14 protein-coding genes are annotated in these 18985 nt (G+C 72.0%); 7 read left to right on the top strand and 7 right to left on the bottom strand.

Annotation, left to right across the window (positions count from 1 at the left end):
• Positions 1 to 116 precede the first annotated feature (116 nt).
• The gene (locus ABT008_RS15780) at positions 117 to 2243 is read left to right on the top strand and encodes a Xaa-Pro dipeptidyl-peptidase (RefSeq protein WP_350696942.1); all 2127 of its coding nucleotides are present in this window, start codon (positions 117 to 119) and stop codon (positions 2241 to 2243) included.
• A 120-nt stretch (positions 2244 to 2363) separates the two neighbouring features.
• On the opposite strand, the gene ABT008_RS15775 is transcribed toward ABT008_RS15780, so the two are convergent.
• The 4 genes from ABT008_RS15775 to ABT008_RS15760 form a co-directional block, all read right to left on the bottom strand.
• Positions 2364 to 3989, bottom strand: coding sequence for a cellulase family glycosylhydrolase (locus ABT008_RS15775; protein WP_350696941.1), 1626 nt, complete (start codon positions 3987 to 3989; stop codon positions 2364 to 2366).
• 111 nt (positions 3990 to 4100) lie between these two features.
• Positions 4101 to 4661, bottom strand: a complete 561-nt coding sequence (gene ybiA / locus ABT008_RS15770; protein WP_350696940.1) for a riboflavin biosynthesis intermediates N-glycosidase — start codon at positions 4659 to 4661, stop codon at positions 4101 to 4103.
• Between the two features lie 227 nt (positions 4662 to 4888).
• A complete protein-coding gene (locus tag ABT008_RS15765; protein WP_350696939.1) occupies positions 4889 to 6073 on the bottom strand; it encodes a M14 family zinc carboxypeptidase in 1185 nt (394 codons plus the stop codon).
• Between the two features lie 366 nt (positions 6074 to 6439).
• Entirely contained in the window at positions 6440 to 7912 is a 1473-nt protein-coding gene (locus tag ABT008_RS15760) for a hypothetical protein (RefSeq protein ID WP_350696938.1), read from the bottom strand.
• Between the two features lie 258 nt (positions 7913 to 8170).
• On the opposite strand from ABT008_RS15760, the gene ABT008_RS15755 reads away from it, so the two are divergent.
• The 3 genes from ABT008_RS15755 (at position 8171) to ABT008_RS15745 (ending at position 11567) form a co-directional block, all read left to right on the top strand.
• Entirely contained in the window at positions 8171 to 9130 is a 960-nt protein-coding gene (locus tag ABT008_RS15755) for a TIGR03557 family F420-dependent LLM class oxidoreductase (RefSeq protein ID WP_350696937.1), read from the top strand.
• 162 nt (positions 9131 to 9292) lie between these two features.
• On the top strand, positions 9293 to 10339 hold the full coding sequence (locus ABT008_RS15750) for an NAD(P)-dependent alcohol dehydrogenase (RefSeq protein ID WP_350696936.1): 1047 nt from the start codon (positions 9293 to 9295) through the stop codon (positions 10337 to 10339).
• 109 nt (positions 10340 to 10448) lie between these two features.
• Entirely contained in the window at positions 10449 to 11567 is a 1119-nt protein-coding gene (locus ABT008_RS15745) for a PQQ-dependent sugar dehydrogenase (RefSeq protein ID WP_350696935.1), read from the top strand.
• 43 nt (positions 11568 to 11610) lie between these two features.
• Here ABT008_RS15745 and ABT008_RS15740 read toward each other — a convergent pair whose 3' ends face one another.
• Positions 11611 to 13068, bottom strand: a complete 1458-nt coding sequence (locus ABT008_RS15740; protein WP_350696934.1) for a pentapeptide repeat-containing protein — start codon at positions 13066 to 13068, stop codon at positions 11611 to 11613.
• 68 nt (positions 13069 to 13136) lie between these two features.
• On the bottom strand, positions 13137 to 13997 hold the full coding sequence (locus tag ABT008_RS15735; protein WP_350696933.1) for a LysR substrate-binding domain-containing protein: 861 nt from the start codon (positions 13995 to 13997) through the stop codon (positions 13137 to 13139).
• Positions 13998 to 14131: 134 nt separating this feature from the next.
• Between ABT008_RS15735 and ABT008_RS15730 the strand changes: the two genes are divergently transcribed.
• On the top strand, positions 14132 to 15097 hold the full coding sequence (locus ABT008_RS15730; RefSeq protein WP_350696932.1) for a bile acid:sodium symporter family protein: 966 nt from the start codon (positions 14132 to 14134) through the stop codon (positions 15095 to 15097).
• Between the two features lie 53 nt (positions 15098 to 15150).
• Here ABT008_RS15730 and ABT008_RS15725 read toward each other — a convergent pair whose 3' ends face one another.
• A complete protein-coding gene (locus ABT008_RS15725; RefSeq protein WP_350696931.1) occupies positions 15151 to 17583 on the bottom strand; it encodes a glycogen debranching N-terminal domain-containing protein in 2433 nt (810 codons plus the stop codon).
• Between the two features lie 127 nt (positions 17584 to 17710).
• Here ABT008_RS15725 and ABT008_RS15720 point away from each other — a divergent pair, with 127 nt between their 5' ends.
• Complete coding sequence (locus tag ABT008_RS15720) at positions 17711 to 18493, top strand: alpha/beta fold hydrolase (protein ID WP_350696930.1); 783 nt, start codon at positions 17711 to 17713, stop codon at positions 18491 to 18493.
• A 102-nt stretch (positions 18494 to 18595) separates the two neighbouring features.
• Positions 18596 to 18982 (top strand): DUF7144 family membrane protein, encoded by a 387-nt coding sequence (locus ABT008_RS15715; RefSeq protein ID WP_350696929.1) that lies wholly within the window; start codon positions 18596 to 18598, stop codon positions 18980 to 18982.
• Positions 18983 to 18985: the final 3 nt, after the last annotated feature.

The raw sequence follows: 18985 nt of genomic DNA, 5'->3' as shown, positions 1-18985 counted from the left end.
ACCAAAGGATCGAGTCGGTGCGTGCCGTCGACGACAGTCGGCCGGGACCGCCGACCGCGCCGGGTGCTCCGTTGCTCGTTCGGGCCACCCGGACGAGCAACGGAAAGGGGCTCACGATGGTGCGACGAAGCGGGCGCCGACGGGTCACCGCCCTGGTGGCGGTGCCGTGCGCGGCGGCACTCGTCCTGTCCCTGACGGTCGCGACACCTGCGGTCGCCGCCCCGGAGGAGGTCGGGCCGGTCTTCGTCGACGGCCAGGCCCAGATCGTGCCCGAGTTCGCCGACTCCACCGGCTGGATCCGGCAGCAGTTGTGGGTGGAGACGGAGTTCGACTCCGACGGCGACGGCCGACGCGACCGGATGCACGTGGACGTCACCCGACCGGGGCAGACGGACGACGGCCTCAAGGTGCCGATCGTGTACGAGACGAGTCCCTACTACGCGGGCACCGCCTCCACCCAGGCGCAGTACTTCTGGAACGTCCGGCACGAGCTGGGGGAGGAGCCGCCGGCCCGGGTCTCCCCGCCCGCCATCGCCCACCGCGCGACCCGGACGGCGGTCTCCACCAGCGAGGTCGCCACCTGGGTGCCGCGTGGCTTCGCCGTGGTGCACTCCGACTCGCCGGGCACCGGCCTGTCGCAGGGCTGCCCGACCGTGGGCGGCAGCAACGAGTCGCTGGCGCCGAAGGCGGTCATCGACTGGTTGAACGGGCGGGCGAAGGGCTACGCCAGCGTCGACGGTGACGTGGAGGTCTCGGCCACCGGCTGGTCCACCGGCAAGGTCGGCATGACCGGTACGTCGTACAACGGCACGCTGCCACTGGCCGCCGCCACCACTGGCGTGGACGGACTCGAAGCGATCATCCCGATCGCGCCGAACACCTCGTACTACCACTACTACCGCGCCAACGGGCTGGTCCGAAACCCGGGGGGCTGGGTCGGCGAGGACATCGACTACCTGTTCGACTACGTCCACAGTGGTTACCCGGACCGCCGGGCGTACTGCGTCGAGCAGGTCCGGGTCAACGAGCTGAACCGCTTCCAGGACCGCCGCAACGGCGACTACAACGACTTCTGGGCCGGGCGCGACTACCTGCACGCCGTCGGCGGCGTACGCGCGGCGACCCTGATGGCACACGCCTTCAACGACTGGAACGTGATGCCCGAGCACAGCGTACGGATCACCGACGCGCTCAAGGCCCAGGGCACTCCCGTGCAGATGTACTTCCACCAGGGCGGGCACGGAGGTGCACCGCCGCTGGAGATGCGCAACAAGTGGTTCAGCCGCTACCTGTACGGCCTTCGCAACGGCGTGGAGGACGACGCGCGGGCCTGGGTGGTCCGCAACGAGACCGGAACCAGCACGCTCACCCCGTACCCGGACTACCCGAACCCGGCCGCGCAACCGGTGACCATGGTGCTCGGACCCGGCGGCGACACCAGCGGCGGGCTGACCTCGCTGGCGCTGCCGGGCGTCGGCGTGGAATCGCTGGTGGACGCCGGTGACACCGCCTGCAACGCCGGTGCGCTCGCCACCACCGTCTCGGACCAGCGGCTGCTCTACGTGACGCCGGAACTCACCGCCCCGGTGCACATCTCCGGCACCGCCACCGTGACGCTGCGGATGCGGTCGAGCAAGCCGGCGGTCAACCTGTCGGTGGCGCTGGTACGCCTGCCCTGGACCAGCGCGTCGGGCTGCACCTCCAGCACCCAGGGCAGCACCACCAGCATCATCACCCGGGGCTGGGCCGACCCGCAGAACCGCCACTCGCTGACCGGCAGCGAGCCGCTCGTGCCGGGGGAGTTCGTCGAGGTGACCGTACCGTTGCAGCCGGACGACCAGGTCGTGCCCGCAGGCTACCGGATCGGCCTGATGGTCTTCTCCACCGACCGGGAGTTCACCCTGCAACCGGCACCGGGCACGGTGCTCGGCGTGGACCTGGCGGCGTCGCGGCTGCGGCTGCCGGTGGTCGGCGGGCCGCTCGCCATGCCGATCTGCGTGGGCACCGACACCCGGGCGACCGTGGTGGTCGGCGGCGTCGACAGCCGCGTGGCCAACCGTGCGCTGGCCGGCACCTGCACCATCAACGACCACATCCTCGACGGGGAGCCGTGGCCGAACCGTGGTCAGTTCGTGCGGCACGTCAACGAGGTGGTGGACCGGCTGGTCACGGCCGGGGTGCTGACGCCGGGCCAGCGCGGGCCGATCGTGTCGGCGGCCGCCCGCTCCGGCGTCGGCGGCTGACCGCTGTGTAAGGAAGGGTCCCCTGCTAACGCCTGGTGTATAGCAGGGGACCCCTCCTAACACGCGGGCGATCGCGAGGGCGGGGTAGCCCGCCGGGGCTGCCCCGCCCTCGCGCCGTCGTCAGCTGGTCGGGAAGTTGTCCGGGGTACGGATCCGGTCGCGGACCCAGACCCCGGCGGGCTTGAGCACACCGGTCCCGGTGTACGAGCTGCCGTTGCAGGTGCCGGCGTTGAAGACGGCACCACTGCGGAAGTCGTCGGAGAAGTTCCAGTTCACCCAACTGATCTTCTTGGTGGCCATCAGGTCCAGGTACTGCTGGGCACGGGTGAAGTCGTTCGCCCCGTCACCGGAGGCGGTCTGGGTGCCGAACTCGGTGACGAAGATCGGCAGCCGGTCGGCGGTCCGGGACAGCGCGTTCAGGTACGTCGTGCCGTGCGAGGCGGCGTAGAAGTGGAACGTGTACATGATGTTCGACGCGTTGACCGGGCTGTTGACGATCTCGGTCTCCGAGGCGCCCTCGGACAGGCCCAGCGAGGACCAGGCGCGGGTGCCGACCAGCACCACGCCGTCCGGGTCCTGCGCCCGGATGACCGGGATGATCTGCTCGGCGTAGCTCTTGATCGACGCCCAGCTCACCCCGTTCGGCTCGTTGGCCACCTCGTACAGGATGTTGGTCTTGTCCTTGTGGCGCTGGGCGATCTCGGTGAAGAAGGTGCGGGCCCGGGCCAGGTTGTGGTTGGGGTCGCCCGGGGTGAGCATGTGCCAGTCGACGATGGCGTACATGCCGCGGGCGGTGGCCCGTTCGATGTAGTCGTGCACCCGGTCGGTGAAGCCGCGCGGGTCGGTCTCGTAGCCGCCCTCCTGGATGTACATGGAGATGCGCAGCACGTCGGCGTTCCAGTCGTAGGCGAGCGCGTCCAGCGAGGCGTTGTTGACGCACTGCGAGTACCACTGGATGCCGTGGGTGCTCATGCCGCGCAACTGGATCGGCCGGCCGTACCGGTTGCAGAGCTGCACGCCGCAGACCCGCAGTTGACCGTTGATCGAGGCAGGGGTGCCGGTCACCGTACCGGGTGCGGTGGTCGCGGAGACCGTCGTGCTCGCCGCCGAGACGTTGCCGGCGGCGTCGCGGGCCCGGACCGAGAAGGTGTACGCGGTGGCGGGGCTCAGGCCGCCGACGGTGGCGGTGGTGGTGCCGACGACGCTGGTGGCGAGCGTGCTGCCCCGGTAGACGTCGTAGCCGGTGACCCCGACGTTGTCGGTCGCGGCGTTCCAGGCCAGCGCCACGCTCGACGTGCTGGTGCCGGTGACCCGGAGGTTGCCGGGCACGCTGGGCGCCTGGGTGTCGGCGCTGCCGCCGCTGCACGAGCCGCCGTTGACGGTGCAGTTGCTCGGCGTGCCGCTGCCGGTGACGATGAAGCCAAAGGTGGTCGACGCACCGGCGGCCAGGGTGCCGTTCCAACTGCGGTTGGTGAAGCTGTGCCGGTTGCCGCTGCTGGTCAGCAGGGCGTCCCAGTAGCTGCCGAGGGTGGAGCCGGCCGGCAGGTCGAAGTCGACCCGCCAACTGGTGATGGTGGTGGCGGTGTCGTTGCGGACGGTGAAGCGGGCCTCGTAGCCGCCGCCCCACTCCTGGACCTTGGCGAAGTTCGCGGTCGCGGCCTGTGCGCCGGGGGCGGCGACCAGGACGCCGGCGATGGCGAGTGTGGCGGCGAGGACTCCGGACACCGCAGTACGCAGTCTGGACATTCCACTCCCTCTGTCGTCGTGGGGTAGCTGCCGACACGCGTCGAAACAGGACTGTAAAGATGTCTTACAGTCGGGTCAACCCATCGACGGGGACGCACGTCCACGCGAGGTTCACGGGAGCTCGGTCCGCAGGCGCTCGCGAGCGGACCCGAGGGCGAAGCCCAGCAGGTTGAGACCCTGCCATCGGGCCGGGTCGGCGGCCCGGGGATCGTCGGCGGTGAGCCCGATGCCCCAGATCCGGTCGACCGGGCTGGCCTCGACCAGGATCCGGTCGCCGGTGCCGAGCAGGAAGGCGCGCAGGTCGGGGTGCTGGCCGAACTTCGCGACGCTGGCGTCGACCACGATCGTGTACCGGTGGGCCTCCCAGGTGGCCTGGTCGAAGCCCCGGACCTGCCGCCCGAGCGACTTGGCCCGGCGCGGATCGGGACCGGTCAGGATGCGGGCGGCCACGTCGTCGGCGCCGAACAGCGTCGCCTTGGACCACATCATGTAGTGCTCGGCGGTGGCGAACTCGTGCCCGTCCACGGTGAACCGGGCGGGCCACCACTGGCTCAGGCAGCCCACCCCGACGCTGCCGTCCCGCTGCGGCCGGTGACCCCAGAACCGCAGATACCGCAGGTCGGCCCCGGAGGAGACGAGGTCGATCAGTTCCGCCACGCTGGACACGTTCACGGCGGCCAGTCTTCCCGTCCACCGCGTCGACCGCAGCCCGGTTTCCGGCGTGGCGGCCCCGGCCATGCGCGTCCGGCGTCGGTCCTGGCCATGCGCGTGCGGCGTCGCCCCGGCCATGCACGCCCGGCGTCGGCCCTGGCCATGGGTGCGCGGCGTCGCCCCCGCCACACGCGTCCGGCGTCGCCCCGGCCCTCTCGGCCGGGACGACGCCGGTCAACTCGGCGGGGTCAGCTCCGCGGGACGTTCATCCGGACGGGGATGAGGTCGTAGCGCGCGGGGTCGATGTTGTCCAGGGTGCCGTCGGTGATCGAGTCGACGATGCCGAAGAGCCCGTCCTCGACCTGCTTGGTCAGCATGCCGTGCTGCTTCTGGCCCCACGACTGGGTCTGGCCACGCGTCTCGAACAGGATGGTGGCGCTACCGCGCAGCGCGAACGAACCCAGCGCGGTGCCGGGCAGGTTCGTGTTCTGCGGGTAGAGCGTGACCTTGCTCTGCGGGGAGTTGCCGGACTGGAGCGCGTCGTAGACCGCGACGTTCACCCGGCGCGACGCGTCGTAGTCGAACTTCGGCCAGTTGCCGTGCTGCGCCGGGTCCGTGATGAAGCGTCCGGAGATCGACAGGGTGGTGTAGTCGTCCATCCCCACACCGGTGTAGCAGGCGGCCTGGTTGTGCAGGTCGGCGAAGACGTCGACGGTGCCGAACTCCCGCTCCAGCGAGCGGTAGACGTCCCGGGCGGTCTGGGCCTCCGGGGTGATGTACCAGCCGACGGAGGCGCTGTTGCCCGGGAAGTCGCCGGGGCTGGGCACGTAGTCGAGGTTGGGGTTGAAGTCGCGGTTCACGTCGAACCCGCCGACCCGGGTGTTGTAGTTCCAGGCGGTCCGGGCGTCGGCCAACTGCGGGAAGTCGGCGACGACGTCGGCCCAGGTGCGGGCGTTCTGTCGGGTGTCCAGCTCGCTGCCGTCCGGGTTGAGCTTGGGGATGGCCACCACGGTGACCGCCTTGCGGATCTCCTCGGACCGCTTCGAGTTGTTGCCCAGCGTCCGCAGGGCGTCGAGCACGGCGGCCGTGCCGTGCATCTCGTTGCCGTGGATCTGGCTCTGGATCAGGACGACCCGGTCGCCCTCGCCGACCCGGGCGGTCCAGATCTCGCGACCGTGGTTCGAATGGCCGGCCACGTCGACGCGGACCTTGCCGTTGCTGGTGTGCTCGATCTGCCGAAGGCTCCGACGGAGTTCCTCGTGGCTGATGAAGCCCTGCACCGACTTGTTGCCGGTCTCGTTTCCGCAGTGCGATTCGAGGGGTTGGGCGACCGCCGGCCCGGTGAGTGCCACCACGGCACCGGGGGCGCCGATGAGTAGTGCGGCGGCGACCGCGACAGAACGCTTGACCCGACGTGTTGGCGATGCCGCCATAGCTGAGCGCATGAATGTCCTCCACAGTGATCGGGTGGATCTAGTCCGTCACCTAAGCACAGGTCAGAGCCGGTAGCAATGCACGGCAGAGAGATCGGCCACCGTTTTCGGCCGAATGTCGGAACCGTATTACCGAAAGCATTCCGATCGATTTTCGGGAGGGCTCGCCGAGTGGCGGCGGGAAGTCTCAAGAATTCCTCAACAGTCGACCGGGAAGCTGCACTCCGAGCGTGTGGACGACTATTTTCGCGCGCACGGTCAGGAGTGGCCGGGAGATGGTCCGACGATTGTCGGAAAGCGGTTCGGCGATTGTAGAACCAGTTTCCTGCAATTGTTTCCGATGCCTCGACAGATGTCGGAGGCAGCTCAGTCGGCCGACGGTTTCGGGGTGCCGCAGAGCGTGGTGCCGGGCGGGATGACCTCTTCGGCGCTGTGGATGCGGTACGGCGGCGGCCCCAACCGGCCGGACGGGTCGATCGGCGTGACGTTCAGCAACCGTAGGAACTTGTTGATCACCTTCGCCACCGGGGCCAGGATCGTGTAGCCGACGCCGTACGAGGCCCGGATGCCGATGCCCACGCCACGGCACACCGCCAGCGGCGCGCCCAGCGCCGACCCCATCGTCGTCCCGTACGCCGTCGACACCTCGAAGAAGAGACCGGCCTTGAGCACGAATGCGCTGAACCCCAGGTCGAACCGGACCCGATGCTCGGTGAGCAGGCCCGTCACGCCGACCGGCACCCCGCGCAGCGAGTTGATCAGGCTCTCCTTGCGCTGGAAGTTCTTGCTGACGTGCGGGCCGAACGTACCGCCCGCGTACCCGTACCCGAGCGAGCCGGCCAGGGAGAACTCGCCGTTGCCCTTGAGCGTCCCGGCCTTCGCGCCGAACGCCGTGGTGACCTTGACCGTCTGACTGATCGTCAGCGCCAGCGGCACGCCGACCACGGTGCCCATCGGGATGGCGAACTCGACCGGGATCGGCAGCACCGCCCTGATGTTCTGCCCACCCTGGATGCCCGCCTCGAACGCGTACCGGATGCCGAAGCCGCCGGTGATCGACAACTCGGCCCGGGTCACGCTGCCACCCCTGATGTCCAGATGGAAACTCGCCCTGGGCTGGTCGAAGGTGAGCGCCACCCGGCCGGACACCTTGGTGCCGTCGCGGTCGTAGTGGAAGCTCACCTCGGCCCCGCTGCGCAGGCTGACCCCGGTGGAGAAGTTCGCCACGACCGATCTGACCTCGCCGCCGCCCCGGACCGGTGCCGGCTGTGCCGGCCGTGGCGGCAGCGGCGCGACCCGCAGCGGCCCGTGGCGACCGGCCCGGCCCGACGGGGTGGCCAGCGCCGCGTCGGCCCCCTCCTCGTCGAGCGCCCAGATCGGCTCTCCGGCCTGGTAGGCGACCGGATCGTCGATCGCGATCTCCTGCCGGGCCAGCGTGCCGTCGCGGATCACGTCGGTGACGGTCACCGGCCCGATCGTGACCAGCAGGTCCCCACCCTCGCGCCGCAGGTCGAGCACCCGGCCGACCCCACGGCCGGTGACGAACATGACCTTCCCGGGCGCGAGGTCGTCGGCGCGGGGCGCGGCAGCGTCGATCCGCCAGGTGAGGCCGTCGGCGGTGACCGAGCGGACCGCGCGGCCACCGCCGCCGACGAGGACCACGTCCGGCTGGTACGTCAGGTCGGGGTGCGGCACGGGTGCCATCCCGTACCGCAGCGCGGACTCGCTGTACGGGTCCTCGTCCACCACGCCGAACGCGTCGACCGGTGACCTGCCGGTGCAGGCCGTGGCGGTCAGCAGCAGCACCACCGTGAGGACGGCCGAGACGAGCTTGCGCACCAGGGACTCCTCGCCGCCGGGGGTACGACCCGCCGTTCCGGGCGCCGAGCGGCGGCGTGGTCCGGTCGGGTCGGGTCAGCGGCGGTGCGATCGACAGTAGAGGCCGATCGGCGCGGAGGAATCCGGAGTTTCCCCACCTATCGGGAGCACCGCACGGGCCGGTCGCCGGCCTCCGGGGGGTGTTCCGATTCCTCCGCCCGGGCGGCCGGACAGTGCGACAGTGGTCGGGAGGGCACGGGTCGCGGGGCGGGGGAGTCGATGCGGATCGGGTACAAGCTGGCCAGCGAGGGCTTCGGGCCTACCGAGATCATCCGGCAGGCGGTCCGGGCCGAACAGGTCGGGTTCGACTTCGTCGAGATGAGCGACCACTTCCACCCGTGGCTGGACGACCAGGGCCACTCCTCGTTCACCTGGACGGTGCTCGGCGCCGTCGCCGCGCGTACCGACCGGATCGGTCTGGCCACCGGGGTGACCTGCCCGACGGTGCGCTACCACCCGGCGATCATCGCGCAGGCCGCCGCCACCCTCGCGATCATCTCCGACAACCGGTTCACGCTCGGTGTCGGCGCCGGTGAGCGCCTCAACGAGCACGTCGTCGGCCAGGGGTTCCCGAGCGCACGCGGGCGGCACGAGCGGTTGCGCGAGGCGCTGGACATCATCCGGCTGCTCTGGTCCGGCGGCTACCACTCGTACGAGGGCAAGCACCTGCACCTGGAGGACGCGCGGGTGTTCGACCTGCCGGACCGTCCGCCGGTCATCGCCGTCGCCGCCAGCGGTGGCGCGTCGGTGGCCATCGCCGCCGAGCTGGGCGACGGGCTGTTCGCCACCGAGCCGGTGGCCGACCTGGTGCAGAACTACCAGCGGCTCGGTGGTCAGGGGCCGCGCTACGCGGAGGTCCCGATGGCCTGGGCCACCGACGAGGAGCAGGCGGTGCGGGCCGCCTGGGAGACCAGCCGCTGGGCGGTGACCGGCTGGAAGGTGATGAGCGAGCTGCCGAACCCGGTCAACTTCGAGGCCGCCGCGCGGACCGTCACCCCGGACGACATCCGCGCGCAGTTCGCCGTCGGCCCCGACCCGGACACCTACGTCCAGGCGGTCCGCACGTACGTCGACGCCGGTTTCGACCACATCGTGCTGCAGAACGCCGGCCCCGACCCGGACGGGTTCCTCGACTTCTTCCGCGACGTCCTCGCCGAGCGCCTGCGCGCACTCGGCTGACCGCCGCACTCCCGTACGCGCGCCGCGTACCCGCTTCGTCGCGGGGTGTCGCGGCGCGTCGTCGTGCTCTGCCCCGGTGCGCAGGCGCGGCTAGGCTCGATCATGCCGCCTTCGCCCGACCCCGTGCGCGGCCCGCGTCGACCCGTCCTACCTGGGAGAGCTGTGACCCTCGTCAGCGCCTACACCGCCTCGTCCGCGACCGCGCCCCTCGCGCCGGGTCAGATCCGCCGGCGGGAGGTGGGACCGCGCGACGTGCTGATCCAGATCGCCTGGGCCGGGATCTGCCACTCCGACATCCACACCGTGCGCGGCGACTGGGGCACCGTGCCGTACCCGCTGACCGTCGGGCACGAGATCGTCGGCGTCGTCACCGAGGTCGGTGCGGAGGTGACCCGGCACGCCGTGGGTGACCGGGTCGGGGTCGGCTGCATGGTCGACTCGTGCCGGGAGTGCGCCAACTGTCAGGCCGGTCAGGAGCAGTACTGCCTGCGCGGGTTCACCGACACCTACAACGGCACCGACCGGGACGGCTCGGTCACCCAGGGCGGCTACTCGACGCACATCGTGGTGGACGAGCACTACGTGCTGCGGATCCCCGAGTCGATCCCGTTCGAGAAGGCCGCGCCGCTGCTCTGCGCCGGCATCACCACGTACTCGCCGCTGCGGCACTGGAAGGCCGGGCCCGGCCGCCGGGTCGCGGTGGTCGGCCTCGGCGGTCTCGGCCACATGGCGGTGCAGCTCGCCGCCGCGATGGGCGCGGAGGTGACGGTGCTGTCCCAGACGCTGAACAAGCGCGACGACGGGCTGCGCCTCGGTGCCACGCACTACCACGCCACCAACGACCCGGAGACCTTCACCCGGCTGCGGTACGGCTTCGACCTGATCGTCAACACCGTGAGCGCGCAGATCGACCTGGAGGACTACCTCAACCTGCTCGCCCTGGACGGCACGCTGGTGACCGTCGGCGCGCCGCCGGAGCCGATGCCGGTCCGCATGTTCACGCTCTTCGACAACCGGCGCTCGCTGGCCGGGTCCACCATCGGCGGGATCCGCGAGACCCAGGAGATGCTCGACTTCTGCGCCGAGCGGGGGATCGCCCCCGAGGTGGAGGTTATCGACGCCGCACAGGTCAACGACGCCTGGGAGCGGGTCCTCGCCGCCGACGTGCGCTACCGGTTCGTGATCGACGTCTCCACGATGACGTCCTGAGTCGTGGTGCGCCGACGCGTGCTCGGCCCGCCTTTTCCTCAATTTTCGCCGCCACCTGGTTCGCTGCTCGCAGGACCGGGACGACGCAGCAGACCGCCGAAGGAGACGAATGCGATACCGAGTGTGGGCCGGATCGGCCCTGGCCGTACTGCTGGTGGCCGGGACCGCCGCGTGCGGCGACGGTGACACCGACGCCACCGGCCCCGGCCCGGATCCGGGCCCGGTGGCCACCAGTACGGCGAGCAGTTCCCCGTCGGCGGCGCCCGACCTCGACGCGGGGGAGGAGTTGGCCCGGGGCATCGACGTGCCGTGGGGGCTGGCGTTCCTGCCCGGCGGCGACGCGCTGGTCGCCGAGCGCAACACCGGCCGGGTGCTGCGGATCTCCCCGGGCGGCGGCACGCCCGACGAGGTCACCACGGTGCCCGGCGTGAGCGCCGGTGGTGAGGGCGGGCTGCTCGGGCTCGCCGTGTCGCCGGGCTTCGCCGACGACGACCTGGTCTACGCCTACTTCACCGCCGCCGACGACAACCGCATCGTCCGGTTCCGGCTCGACGGCGGCCAGCCGGAGGTGGTCTTCTCCGGCATCCCCAAGGCCAGCTTCCACAACGGCGGACGCATCGCCTTCGGCCCCGACGGCATGCTGTACGTCGGCACCGGCGACGCCGGGGACACCGGCAGTTCGCAGGACCCGGCCAGCCCGGCCGGCAAGATCCTGCGGCTCACGCCGGACGGCGAACCGGCGCCCGGCAACCCGACCGCCGGTTCCCCGGTCTACAGCCTCGGGCACCGCAACGTGCAGGGCCTGGCCTGGGACCCGGAGGGCCGACTCTTCGCCACCGAGTTCGGGCAGAACGACGTCGACGAGGTCAACCTGATCGAGGCCGGGCGCAACTACGGCTGGCCCGAGGTCGAGGGTGAGGGTGACACCGCAGGCGGGCGCTACACCAACCCGCTGGTCACCTGGTCCACCCGCGAGGCGTCGCCGTCCGGCATGGCGATCACCGCCGGCAACGCCTACGTCGCGGCGCTGCGCGGCGAGCGGCTCTGGGTGGTGCCGCTCGACGGCGACCGGCTCGGCGAGCCGTCCGCGCGGCTCGACGGGTACGGGCGGCTGCGCACCGTGCAGGTGGCCCCGGACGGGGCGCTCTGGGTCACCACGTCCAACACGGACGGGCGCGGCGACGTCCGCGACGGCGACGACCGGGTGCTGCGCTTCCCGGCTCGCTGAACCGGGACCCGGCGGGCCCGAGGGGTCCGCCGGGGATGCGGTGTCAGGCCACCGCGCCGTGCAGGACCACGTGATCCGGCGGCGCGGTGCCGAACACCACGTCACCGTGGAAGACGGCCCGCCCCGACGGCCCGTCCAGGCTGAACGAGACGCGGTCGAACCGGCTGCCGTCGAGGCGGGTGGTGCCGTGGAACTGGGCACCGGTGAAGTCGACGTGTCCGGCCTCACCGCCGCGCAGGTCGAGGTCGACCAGCGTGGCGCCGCAGAGCCGCAGATGCACCCCCCGCCACTGTCCCGGCCCGGGACGCAGCCGGTCGGCGAGCAGCCGCTGCGCCAGTCGCCGTTCCCGCAGCAGGGTGTCCTGCCCGGCGGTGCGGCCCGCGGCGTCCAACGGGAACGGCACGGGCACCCGCAGGAAGGCGCAGAACGCCGTCACGACGCGCTGCCGCAGCTCGGGCCGGTCGTCCCCGAGACGGGCCAGGATCCGCAGCCCGGCCGCGCGCACCACCGGGTCGGTGTCGGCCAACTGCCGGGTGTAGGGCGCGACCGAGGAGTCCGGCGTCAGGGGACCGCCCGTGGCGTGCACCGTCCAGCCGAACGGCCACTCCGACTCGCCGTCGTCGGTCCCGCCGGCCCAGTGGGCGCCGGTCAGGTCACCGCCGGGGTGGGTGAGGTGGGCCCGCCCCGCGAACCGGGCACCGGTGAAGGTCGCCCGGGCCCCGAAGCGAGCGTGGTGGAACCAGGCCGGGCCGTCGAAGCGTACGTCCCGGAACGACACGTCACCGACGAACCGCGCGCCGTCGCCGCCCTCCTCCCAGTCCTGGTAGTCCTCCACCAGGACCGCGACCGGCCAGTGCGGGTCGTCCTCGTTCGGCTCGTCCCACGGCGCCGGGGTGATCTGGTCCACCGTGTCCCACGCCTCGTCCTCCTCCCACCAGGTCTCGGCGCCCCGGCCGAACCAGGCCATGCCGGCGAACACCGCGCCGGTGAAGTCGGTCCGTCCCCGGAACCGGGTCCGGCCGAACGCGGCGTCGCCGGTGACCCGCAGGCCGGTGAAGGTGGCGTCGTCGGCGAAGACCGCGCGCGAGAACCACGCGTCCGTGTCGACGACGGCCCCCTCGAAGGCGGTGACACCGTGGAACCGGGTGTCGGCGAACCGGGCAGCCCGCAGCCGACAGGCCCGGAAGTCGGCGTCGTGCAGCGTCGCGCCGGACAGGTCCACGCTGATGCCGTCCCAGGGCGGGGTCCTCGGGGACGGGCCGGAGCCGCGCAGCCGATCGGCGAGCAGGCGCAGCGCCGACCGACGTTCCTCGGCGTCGACGCCGTCCGGCGCGGGCGCGGTACGCAGCCACGCGCAGATCGTGTCGGTGATCGGCTGTCGCCGTGCGGGGTCGGTCGCGCCGAGGGCGACCAGTGCCTGCGCCGCCGCGAACCGTGCGCCGGGCGCGGCGGTGGTGAGCCGCCGCACCGCCTCGCGGTACGCCGTCGAGGTGTCGTCCACGGCGCGAGCCTAGTACGGCGACGCCCGTCGTGATCATGGTCGGCCCGGCCGCGTGACTGTGGCGCCGCTCAGGACGCGGGTGCGGTGCGGGCCCCTGCGGTCAGGATCGCCTCGGCCAGGGCGGCCACCGTGTCGGCGGGCGCGCTGTCGCGGTGCAGCAGGACGAACTCCACCTCACCCAGCGGCGGCAACCGGTGTCCGGCCGGGGCCGGCACCAGCCCAGGCGGGACCAGCTCGGCGGAGTGCGCCATCACCCCGAGACCGGCGCGGGTCGCCGCCACCAGCCCGCCCAGGCTGGTGCTGGTGCAGGCGAGCTGCCAGGCGCGACCGGCCGCGCCCAGCGCGTCCAGGGCCTGCGCGCGGGAGATGCTCGGCGGCGGGTACGCGACCAGTGGCACCGGCTCGTCCGGGCCGAGCCGGTGACCGGGGGCGGCCAGCCAGACCAGCCGGTCCCGCCAGACCAGCCGGCCCCGATCCTGCCCGGCCAGGCGCTTGGCGAAGACCACGTCCAGTTGCTGCGCGTCGAGCCGGTGGTGCAGGGTGCCGCTCAGGTCGACGGTCAGTTCCAGGTGCACCAGCGGATGCCGGTGCCGGAAGTCGCGCAGCACCCGGGGCAGGTGGGTGGAGATCAGGTCGTCGGAGACCCCGAGCCGCAACCGGCCGCGTACCGGTCCGGCGGCGAAGTGGCGTCGGGCCCGGTCGCCCGCGTCCAGGATGTCCCGGGCGAAGGTCACCATCGCCTCGCCGTCGACGGTGAGGTCGACGCTGTGCGTGTCCCGCACGAACAACGCGCGGCCGGTCTCGGCCTCCAGCCGCCGGACGTGCTGACTCACCGTGGACTGGCGCAGCCCCAGTCGGGCCGCCGCCCGGGTGAAGCTCAGGGCCTGGGCCACCGCCAGGAAGCTGCGGAGTTGAACGGGGTCGTACACCCGGCGAACCTATCACGTTACGTGATCGCAGTCAGCGTGATGATCGCCTTTTCCACTGATCCATCCGGGCCGACAATGGTCGGGCAGCCGCCCCGAGGTGGGCGGACGGCAGGAGCGACCGGAGGGGAGAGGCGATGCGCTGGCCGCGTCGGCTGCCGATCGACCCGTTCATCGCGGCACTGTTCGGCACCGTGGCGCTGGCCGCCCTGCTCCCGCTGCGGGGCACGGCCGCCGAGGTGGGGCGGATGGCGGCCCAGCTCGCGGTGGCATTGCTCTTCTTCCTGCACGGCGCCAAGATCGCCCCGAGGGCGGCGCTCGCCGGTGCCCGGCACTGGCGGCTGCACGCGGTGGTGCTGCTCGCCACGTTCGTCCTCTTCCCGCTGCTCGGGCTCGCCGCCGCGCCGCTGCGACCGGCGGTGCTGACCCCCGAGCTGTACCAGGGGCTGCTCTTCCTCTGCGCGGTGCCGTCCACGGTGCAGACCTCGATCGCGTTCACCGCCATCGCCCGGGGCAACGTGCCGGCGGCGGTCTTCACCGCCTCCTTCTCCAACATCGCCGGCATCGCGCTCACCCCGCTGCTGGTCACCCTGCTGCTCCAGGGCTCCGGCGAGGTACGGGTCAGCGCCGGCTCGATCGGCACGGTGGTGCTGCAACTGCTCGTGCCGTTCGTGGCGGGGCAACTCTCCCGCCGGTGGACCGCCGGCTGGATCGAGCGGCACCGCTCACTGACCGGCCGGGTCGACCGGGGCGCGATCCTGCTGGTCGTCTACTCGGCCTTCAGCGCGGGCGTGGTGGCCGGGGTCTGGGACGAGGTCTCGCCGGGACGGCTGGCCGTCCTGATCGCCGTCGTCGCCGGGCTGCTCGCACTGGTGCTGGGGCTGCTCTACGCCGGTGGCCGGCTGCTCCGCTTCGACCGGCCCGACCGGGTGACGATCCTGTTCTGCGGGGCCAAGAAGAGCCTGGCCACCGGGCTGCCGATGGCCGCCGTGCTGGTGCAGCCCGAGGCGCTCGGCCTGCTGGTGCTGCCCCTGATGATCTACCACCAGATCCAACTCGTCGTCTGTGCGTGGATCGCCCGCCGCTGGGCCGACCGGATGTAAGGAGGGGTCCCCTACTAACGCCTCGTGTATAGGAAGGGTCCCCTCCTTACACCTCAGGGCGTATGGCGTGGACGAAAGGGGCGGCCCCGGCCCAGCGCGTCGGTGTATCCCCACCGACCGGGGATGTCGAGCAGCTCGATCTGGCCCATCTGCTCCGGCACCCCGGCCTCCACCGCCAGGTGGTTCGCGTACGGCTCCAGGCCGAGCAGCGTCCGCAGCACCATCAGGGGCGTACCGCTGGACGGGGCGTACGGGCTGTCGGCGAGCCCGTATGGCACCGGGACCTTGGTGGCGGCCCGGTCGTAGCCGGTGAGGTACGCGGGCAGCCGGCCGTCGAAGTAGCGGCTCGCCTCCAGCATCCCCTCGGCGATGCGCGCCGCCTCGGCGCGGAACCCGGCTCGGCACAGGCCCCAGGCGATGATCGAGTTGTCCCAGGGCCAGACCGCGCCGGTGTGCCGACCGAGCGGGTTGTAGCCGGGTTCGGTCTCGGCCACGGTACGGATGCCCCAGCCCGACCAGAGGCCGGGACCGAACAGGTGCCGCACCACGTCGTCGCGCCGTGACATCGGGACCATGTCGCTCCAGAGCAGGTGGCCCATGTTCGAGGCCAGCCCGTCCACCGGTCGGCCGTCGACGGAGAGCGCCACCGCGTAGTGCCCCCGCTCGGGCAGCCAGAAGTCCCGGTCGAAGCGGTCCTGCAACTCGGCGGCCTCGCGGTCCAGTGTGTCGGCCCACTCCAGGTCCCCCCAGAACAGGCGCGCCATCCGGGCGGCCCGCCGTTTGGCGTCGTAGGTGTAGCCCTGGACCTCACAGGTCGCCTGCGGGAACCCGGCCGGACGCCCGTCGGCGAAGCAGATCGCCTGCGCCGAGCTGCGCCAGGTGCCGCCCACCTGCTCGGTGCGGCCGGTCTGGCACCCGGCCCAGACGTAACCGGTGCGATGTGGGTCGGCGGGTCCGTCGAGCCAGGCGATGGCCGCCCGCACCTCGTACTCGTACCCGCGGACCACGTCGGCGTCGCCGGTCCACCGCTCGTACTCGTCGAGCAGGATGACGAAGAGCGCGGTGGTGTCGACGGCGGTGAAGTTGGCCGACTCGGGGGTGTCGTTGAAGGCGGCCGAGTCGCCGTACCGGCACTCCTGGACGATCTTGCCCGGCTGTTCGCCCCGGAACGGGTCGTCGCGCGCGCCCTGGGTCAGCGCCAGGATGCGCAGGGTCCGGGCCGCCCGTTCCGGCAGGAAGGGCAGCGCCTGGAAGCTGCTGACCAGGCTCTCCCGGACCAGCAGGGTCATCGACCAGGGCAGGCCGGTGGCGGGTAGCCCCTCGAGGTAGTTGAGGCCGGGATAGTGCAGCGCGGCGAGGTCGTGCACGGACCGCTCGTACGCCTGCTGCAACGGCGCGTAGTCGGCGCGTAGCCGGGGTGCCGACGAGGTCAACCGGGCGATGTCGGTCAGGAGTCGGGTGTCGGAGCGCCCGGTCGAACTGTTCAGCCGCTCCCGCAGGTCACGGCTGTGCAGGTCGCGGACGAGGGTGAGCACCCGCAGCCGGGTGCTCCAGGCGCTCTTGGCGTCGATCGTGACCGTGAAGGTCAACCCGTCCTCGTCGACGACGGCCGGTTCGCTGGCCGTGACCACGGTCTCCCGGTGCAGGCTCTCCCGCTTGTAGTGCAGCCGCAGGGTGTCCCGCTCCACCGTCGCGACCACCGGTCGGTCCCGGCGGAGGCCGCTGCGGACCTCGGGGACCTCGGCGAAGTCCGCGGCGACCGCCAGCCGCATGGTGTAGCGCACCGGTGCGGGCGCGTGGTTGAGCAGGGTGATCTCCTCCTGGAACTCCTTGTTCACCCGGCGTCGCCGCATGATCGAGGTGGTCGCGCTGACGTAGTGGGTGGGCTCGCCGGGCACCAGCCCGAACCGGGACTCCCAGGTGTGCACCGCGTCGTGGGAGAGCACCGAGAGTTGCTCCCCGTCGAGGGTCAGGTCCCAGGTCGACAGGAACCGCGTGTCGAAGAAGTAGAGGCCCATCGGCGTGGTCGGTGTGGTCCCGACGTTCCCGTTGGCTTCGCTGATCATGAACAGGCTGCCGGCGAAGATGCGGGTGGCCTGCTGGAGCCCGACCAGGCCGGGCTCGGCGAAGGTCGTACCCGGTTCGGCCGGCTCGGTGGCGCCACTGTAGGCGGCCACCGGCAGCAGCCGGCGGAAGAGGTGCATCAGGGCGAGGTCGCCCTCGACCGAGAGCACTCCCCGGAACAGCATCGAGACGAAGTGGTCGTGGCCGGCGAGGAGGCGCTCGAAGGAGGCCCGGCTCATCTCCACCCGGCAGTCGGCGTGGCTGCCGTCCCGGTACGCGTGGGCGCGGCCGTCGGCGAGCGTGACGAACCAGGTGTCGTCCCCGTCGAAGTCGAGGCGGAGCACCCCGGTGGGCGTGGTGGGCAGGCGGCCGGGCGGAGTCTCGGCCAGGCTCGCGAAGAAGCTGTCGAGCAGTCCGTCCACCTGCCCCTCCCCGTCCGCCCGCCGCGCCGGTAACACGGTAAATCGGACATACAACATATAATTGTCTTCTGGTGCGGGGTCGTGCTTCAGTGGAAGTGCGGACACATCGGTCCGGGGAGGTGCGACGGTGGACGGACGGATCGCGGCAGGGATGCGCTACCACACGTACGGGCCCGGACGGGGCGACACATTCCTGCTCGTCCACGGCTGGTGCGGCGACCACACGTACCTGGAGCCCGTAGCCCGTCACCTGGCCGCCCGACCGGCGCGGGTGGTCGCCGTCGACATGCCCGGCCACGGCGACAGTCCACCCTCGCCCGACGGGTACGGCGTCGACCGGATGGGCGGTCACCTGCGCGCCCTGGTCGAGGCGCTGGATCTGCGCCGGGTCACGGTGATCGGGCACAGCCTCGGCGGGGTCTGGTCGTTGGCCGCCGCGGCCGCCGACCGGAGTCGCTTCACCGGGCTGGTGATGCTCGATTCCGCAGTGGCCGGGCCGCCCGGGGCCGCCGAGTCGATCGACCAGGTGGCCGAATCGCTGCGCGACGACACGTCGGGCGCGGCCCGGGAGAAGATCGTCCGCTCGTACTTCCGGCCCTACTCCGAGCCGCGCCTGGTGGAGCGGGTGGTCCGGGCGATGGGCCGGCCCGCCACCGAGATCGCCTACGAGCCGATCGCCGGCCTGGCCGCGTACGTGCGGCAGGGCGCGGACGTGGCGGCGTTGACCACCTGGGCTCGGCCGTTGCTGATGGTCGGCACCGACGCGCCCTTCGCCGACTACGCCCACCTCACCCGACTCGTCCCCGAGGCGCACATCGGGCAGACCGCCGGCTCCGGGCACTTCGTGCAACTGGAGGTGCCGGCACAGGTGAACGCGATGATCGACCGCCATCTGGAGATCACCCGCTGAACGCGCCGCGCACGGGACGGGGACGACCGGCGTCGGAGCGGGACGCACCGACCGGACGGCGCGCCACGGGCCGCCGCCGGGTCGGCCGATGACGGGGGAGCGGTGAGGACGGACGACGTACGGGCGCGGGCGCTGCTGCTGGCGGGAGTGCTGCTCGGCGCGGCCGGGATCTTCGACGCGGTCGCGGCCGGCGCCGACCTGACCGGTGACCGGTACGTCTCGATCGGCGAGGGCGTCGTCCACCAGCACGACATCACCGGGTGGGTCTGGCTGCGACTGGTCGCCGCGGTGGGCACGGCACTGGCCGGGGCGCTCGTACCCCTCGGCCGCCGGTGGTCGACGGTGCTCGCGCTGGCCGCCGTGGCGGTCTTCGTCGTGCTGCACCTGTTCCTGTTCACCTACCACCCGGTGCAGACGGTGCTGGTGCTCGGGCCGGCACTGGCCGCCGCCCGGCTGGTGCTCCTGCACCGCTCCGGCCCCGCCCGCTGAACC

Origin of the sequence: Micromonospora sp. NPDC002389, from assembly GCF_040296095.1 — a bacterium.
Taxonomy (GTDB): domain Bacteria; phylum Actinomycetota; class Actinomycetes; order Mycobacteriales; family Micromonosporaceae; genus Micromonospora.
The sequence above is the reverse complement of the archived record's forward strand: the minus strand, read 5'-3'. Positions and strand labels throughout refer to the sequence as shown.

Coding starts and splice junctions, on each gene's coding strand:
- ABT008_RS15765 (WP_350696939.1), bottom strand. CDS start 6,073: ATGGCGGCATCGCCAACACGTCGGGTCAAGCGTTCTGTCGCGGTCGCC.
- ABT008_RS15745 (WP_350696935.1), top strand. CDS start 10,449: ATGCGATACCGAGTGTGGGCCGGATCGGCCCTGGCCGTACTGCTGGTG.
- ABT008_RS15755 (WP_350696937.1), top strand. CDS start 8,171: ATGCGGATCGGGTACAAGCTGGCCAGCGAGGGCTTCGGGCCTACCGAG.
- ABT008_RS15730 (WP_350696932.1), top strand. CDS start 14,132: ATGCGCTGGCCGCGTCGGCTGCCGATCGACCCGTTCATCGCGGCACTG.
- ABT008_RS15775 (WP_350696941.1), bottom strand. CDS start 3,989: ATGTCCAGACTGCGTACTGCGGTGTCCGGAGTCCTCGCCGCCACACTC.
- ABT008_RS15780 (WP_350696942.1), top strand. CDS start 117: ATGGTGCGACGAAGCGGGCGCCGACGGGTCACCGCCCTGGTGGCGGTG.